At 70.6% G+C, this 5,274-nt stretch carries 4 protein-coding genes; 2 read left to right on the top strand and 2 right to left on the bottom strand.

Features of this window, described 5'->3' with window-relative positions; all coding sequences use genetic code 11:
- Positions 1-89: 89 nt before the first annotated feature.
- Together ABD340_RS45720 and ABD340_RS45715 are read left to right on the top strand one after the other, a co-directional pair.
- Complete coding sequence (locus tag ABD340_RS45720) at positions 90-233, top strand: aromatic-ring hydroxylase C-terminal domain-containing protein (RefSeq protein ID WP_344598204.1); 144 nt, start codon at positions 90-92, stop codon at positions 231-233.
- Positions 234-391: 158 nt separating this feature from the next.
- Complete coding sequence (locus ABD340_RS45715) at positions 392-2,470, top strand: MMPL family transporter (RefSeq protein ID WP_344598202.1); 2,079 nt, start codon at positions 392-394, stop codon at positions 2,468-2,470.
- Positions 2,471-2,773: 303 nt separating this feature from the next.
- Here ABD340_RS45715 and ABD340_RS45710 read toward each other — a convergent pair whose 3' ends face one another.
- Together ABD340_RS45710 and ABD340_RS45705 are read right to left on the bottom strand one after the other, a co-directional pair.
- On the bottom strand, positions 2,774-4,222 hold the full coding sequence (locus ABD340_RS45710) for a HAMP domain-containing sensor histidine kinase (protein ID WP_344598200.1): 1,449 nt from the start codon (positions 4,220-4,222) through the stop codon (positions 2,774-2,776).
- A complete protein-coding gene (locus ABD340_RS45705; RefSeq protein WP_425547547.1) occupies positions 4,219-4,902 on the bottom strand; it encodes a response regulator transcription factor in 684 nt (227 codons plus the stop codon). The genes ABD340_RS45710 and ABD340_RS45705 overlap by 4 nt, the downstream gene beginning before the upstream one ends.
- Positions 4,903-5,274 lie beyond the last annotated feature (372 nt).

Below are 5,274 nucleotides of genomic sequence, written 5' to 3'. Positions count from 1 at the left end.
GACCAGGGCGGCGATCGGGATCGATGGCACGCGAACGCGGTCCCTGTCTTGATCGACTGGCTTAAGTCCTGGTGCTGTGATGTCCAAGCATCTGCGCGGCACACGCCAGGTTCGAGTGCGGTGCACTCATCCGGCCCGACGGCTGTGTCGCCTGGGCCTTGCCTACCGGGCAGGACCTCGACGCCACCACGCTGGTGCGTGCGCTGGGCACATGGTTCGGCCAACCGGCCTGAGCACCGTATTAACAGTCGTCTCAGGTTCGCTCGGTATGAAGTAGGCGTCCAGATAAGCGATGTAACCCGTATGTAGGAGGCTAGTGATGGCAGTCAACGCAGCGCCGTCCGGGGAAGCGCCGGCCGGTCGGTTGGCCGGTCGGTGGGTGCCGTGGTTAGTGATTGGCTTGTGGCTGGTGCTGGCGGCGGGCATGGTGCCGCTGAGCGGAAAGTTGAGCTCGGTCACCACCGACAGCGCCGTAGACACCCTGCCGGCCAGTGCCGAGTCCACCAAGGTGGCGGTGCTGGACGACAGTCTCCCCGGCGGTGACAACAACACGTTCGTCTTCGTGTACCACCGCGCCGGCGGCATGACCGACGCCGACCGCGCGACGGTCGAGCGCCACTACAACACCCTTGCCAAGCGGTACCCGCCGAAGGCGACGGCGGCGGCCGGCGAGGACGACGAGGGCTCACCGACGAGCCCCTCCACCAACGGCAAGGCGATGATGTTCACCCTCGAGGTGAGCACGACCTACGGCGGACCGGAGGCCATCGTCGGCCCGTTGCGTGACGCCGCGAAGGACCGCCCCTCCGGCCTGGAACTCGACGTGACCGGCCCGGCCGCGATCGACGGCGACATGGATGCCGTCTTCGACGGCATCGACGTGCAGGTCCTCCTCACCACCATCGTCGTCGTCACGCTCCTGCTCATCCTCACCTACCGCAGCCCGGTGTTGTGGATCATCCCGCTGGTGGCCGTTGGCGCGGCCGCACTGACCGCGATGGGGACCGTCTACCTGCTCGTCCAGGGCTTCGGCATCGTGGTCAACGACCAGAACTCGGCGCTGCTGACGATCCTGGTATTCGGCGTCGGCACGGACTACGCGCTGTTGCTCATCGCTCGATATCGGGAGACACTGCACCACCATGAGAACGTCCGGGTCGCGATGGTCCACGCGCTACGCGGCGCGGCGCCGGCCATCGTGGCGTCCGCGGCCACCGTGGTCGCCGGCCTGCTCTGCCTGCTCGTCGCGGACCTGAACAGCACCAGCGGGTTGGGCCCGATCGGTGCGGCCGGCATCCTGTGCGCGCTGGTGGCCATGCTGACGCTGTTCCCGGCGGTGCTCGTGGTGCTCGGCAGGCGGATCTTCTGGCCGGCCATCCCGCGGTTCAGCACGGCCGTGGAGGAGAAGCCGGGGCTGTGGGGACGGCTTGGCACCGCCATCAGCCGCCGCCGGTGGGTGGCGACGCTCGGCTCGCTCGGAGTCCTCGGCGTGCTCGCCATCGGGCTGGCGGGCAATACCGGCGCCCTGCGGGAGCAGGACCAGTTCCTGTCCGCGCCGGAGTCGGTCACCGGCTTCACCGTTCTCCGCCAGCACTTCCCAGAGCTCGGCGGCCAGCCGATGACGATCTTCACGCGGCCGGCGCACCAGGAGCGGGTGCTCGACATCGTCAAGGACATCCGCGGTGTGGCCCTGGCCATCCCGGAGCAGACCAGCGGTGACTGGGCCAACATCTCCGTGTTCCCGAAGGACGCGCCGGACACCGTCGCAGAGTACGACACGATCAAGCGGGTGCGCACCGCCGTGCACGCGGTGAGCGGGGCGGAGGCGATCGTCGGCGGGCCGAGTGCGGAGAACCTCGACACCGAGGTGACCACCAAGCGCGACGAGAAGCTGGTGATCCCGCTGGTGCTCGCCGTCGTCCTGATCGTCCTCGGGCTGCTGCTGCGCGCGATCGTGGCCCCGCTGGTCCTGATGGCCACCGTGATCGTCTCATTCGCCGCAGCCTTCGGCGGCAGCGTATTCGTCTTCGACACGATCCTCGGGTTCAAGGGTATCGACTATTCGGTGCCGCTGCTGGCATTCCTGTTCCTGGTGGCGCTCGGCGTCGACTACAACATCTTCCTGGCCAGCCGGGCCCGGGAGGAGACCGTGCGTCTCGGCACCAGAGAGGGCATGCTCAAAGCCCTCTCGGCCACCGGTGGCGTCATCACCTCGGCAGGCCTGGTCCTGGCGGCCACGTTCGCGGTCCTCGCCACACTTCCGCTGGTGATGCTGATCGAGGTCGGGTTCCTGGTCGCCTTCGGCGTGCTGCTCGACGCCCTGCTGGTGCGGTCGGTCCTGGTGCCCGCCCTCACCTTGCTGATCGGCCGGCGGATCTGGTGGCCGAGCCGGCTGTCCCGTCCAGCGGCGGAGCTGCCGGACGGTCAACAGTCGCTCGCCGACGGCGAGGAGCCCGCGCTGCAACGGTAAGCGCGGCGGCACGGACGAGATCCGGGACGGGGACCCAGGCCCGTCCCGGATCTTTTCATGGGCCCGACGGTCGCCGCCCTTTGGTCCTGTGCCACGCGGTGGGGCTGGGGTCGGCGCATCGCGGTGTCCTGCCCGGTGGTGGGCCGCGCGGGCCATTGCCCGACGGCCGCCGCCCCTTTGGTCCTGCGCCGTGCGGCCGGGGCTGGGGTCGGCGCATCGCGGTGTCCTGCCCCGACGGTGAGCCGCGCGGGGCCATGCCCGAGGGCCGCCGTCCCTTGTCCTGCGCCGCGCCGCCGGGGCGGGTCAGTGCACCGCGGTGTCCTCCCCGGCGGTGAGCCGCGCGATCGGGGCGGGCGGGGCCGCGGCCGGAAGGTCGACCCGAAGCAGCGCGCCCCCGCGTGCGGAGCGGGCGACGGTGGCCCGGCCGCCGTGGGCGTCGACGACCCGCTGCACGATCGACAGCCCCAGACCGGATCCCGGCAACGCCCGGGCGCTGTCGGCACGGTAGAACCGGTCGAAGACCCGCGGTACGTCGGCGGCGTCGATGCCCGGCCCGGCGTCGTCGACCTCGAGCACCGCCGACGCGCCCTCGGCACGGAGCCGGACCTGGACCGGCTGGTCCGCGGGGGACCACTTGCCGGCGTTGTCGATGAGGTTGAGCACCGCCCGCTGGAGCGCAGCGGGACGCCCGCTCACCCACACGGAGGTCACGTCGAGCGCGACCTCGATGTCGGGCACGCGGGAACGCGCCCGGGTCGCGGCAGTCACCACCACGTCGGCGAGGTCGAGCAGCTCGGTGCTCTCGTCGCTGACGTCACCGCGCGCCAGGTCGGTCAGCTCGGCGGCAAGGGTGCTCAACTCGGCCACCTGGGCGCCGAGATCGTTGAGCAGCCGGGTCCGGCTCTCCGCCGGCAGTGCGCTGTCCAGGGTGCCGCGCCGATCGAGCCGGATCAGCAGCTCGACGTTGAGGCGCAGGCTGGTGAGCGGGGTCTTGAGCTCGTGGGCGGCGTCCTCGGCGAGCAGCCGCTGGGCCTGCCGGGAGTCCCGGAGCGCGGCGAGCATGTCGTTGATCGACTGGATCAGCCGCCGGATCTCCCCACCGCCCTCATCCGGGATGTCGGCGTCGAGATCCTGGGTGTGCGCGACACGTACCGCGGCGGCGGTCAGCCGGTCGATCGGCGCCAGCCCGGTCCGCGCCACGGTCCGCCCGACAAGGGCGCCGCCGACCACGCAGAGCAGCCCGATCAGCAGCATGCCCGACCCGAACCGGGTGATCGGGCTGTCGTCGGCGACGGCGCGGGCCACCTGGACCGCGCCGTCGCCCGCCCGCAGCGTGTAGATGAAGTAGCCGTCGCTGTCGTTCGACTCCATCAGGTCGGCCGACGCGCCCTGCGCCACGCGCCCGGCGTGCTCGCTGACCGGGGGCAGCGCGGGTTGGCCGACCGGCGTCCGGGTCGAGCCGTCGGGCAGGATGACCCGCACCAGCCGCCCGGATCCGGGATACGGCGGTAGCTGGACCTGCGCCAGACCGGCGCGCTCCGCGTTCGTCGCCAGGACGCGGGAATCGGCGCGTAGCTGATTCTCGGCGGTGTCCTGCAGCTCCCAGTTCAGTAGCTCGATGCCCACCTGGAAGGCCACGAACACGCTGACCGCGATGGCCGTCGCCGCGATCACCGTCAGCCTGGTCCGCAGGGACCGCCGGCGCCACCATCGGGTCAGCCGGCGCGGTTCCCGGCCGGCGGGCCTGCTCACGGAGGAGTCTCCCGCAACGTGTATCCCAGGCCGCGCAGCGTGTAGATCAATCGCGGCTCACCCTCGGCCTCCATCTTGCGGCGCAGGTAGCTCACGTATACCTGGAGGTTGTTGGCGGTGGCGCTCATGTCGAAGCCCCAGATCGCCTCGAACAGCGCGTCGCGGGTCAAGACCCGGGTCGCGTTGCGCAGGAGGACCTGCAGGAGGGAGAACTCGGTCCGGGTCAGGTGCAGCGGCCGCCCGCCCCGCCACGCCTCGAACCTGTCGGGATCGAGCCGGACGTCGGCGAACGACAGGATCTGCGACTCCCCGTCGGGCGGCGTGCGCCGGCGCAGCAGGGCCCGCACCCGGGCCAGCAACTCCTCGGTGGCGAACGGCTTGGGCAGGTAGTCGTCGGCGCCCGCGTCCAGCCCCGCGACCCGGTCGGAGACCTGGTCACGGGCGGTCAGCATCAGCACCGGCAGATCCCGACCCGCGGCCCGCAACCGCCGGCAGGTCTCCAACCCGCCGACGCGGGGCATCATCACGTCGAGGATCAGCAGATCCAGCGTGTCACCGCCGGCCCCACCGACCCCGTCGAGCACGGCGAGACCGTTGGCGACGGTGCTGGTGTCGTAACCCTCGACCTGGAGCACCCGCTCCAGCGACTCACGGATGGCCGCGTCATCATCCGCGATCATGATCCGCACGCCGGCCCGCCCCCTTCCAGTCGATGCTTTTGCCGCTCATTGTCCCCGATCAACCTGAGGCCAGGATTAGGGCCTGTTTCAGAAGTCGTTCTCTTGCTCGGGACGGCGTAGCCGGTCGTGGACCTGGAAGACATGGAAGGCCCAGTGGGCGTCGGCGTTGGCGGCCTTGTCTGGGTCGGTGTGGGCAGGGCGAATGCGTTCTCAGATCTTGAGATGAGCCGGTAGGCCTGCGGGGGGCACGGCGGGGCGGGTGGCCTGGTTGAGAACGACGAACGCGATCCCCGATGATCTTGGGTGTCTAAGCCAGTCGATCAAGACAGGGACCGCGTTCGCGTGCCATCGATCCCGATCGCCGCCCTGGTC

Source organism: Actinomadura vinacea, from assembly GCF_039532545.1.
Lineage (GTDB): Bacteria > Actinomycetota > Actinomycetes > Streptosporangiales > Streptosporangiaceae > Spirillospora > Spirillospora vinacea.
Note: the sequence above shows the minus strand (reverse complement) of the source record. Positions and strands in the feature narration are given on the sequence as shown.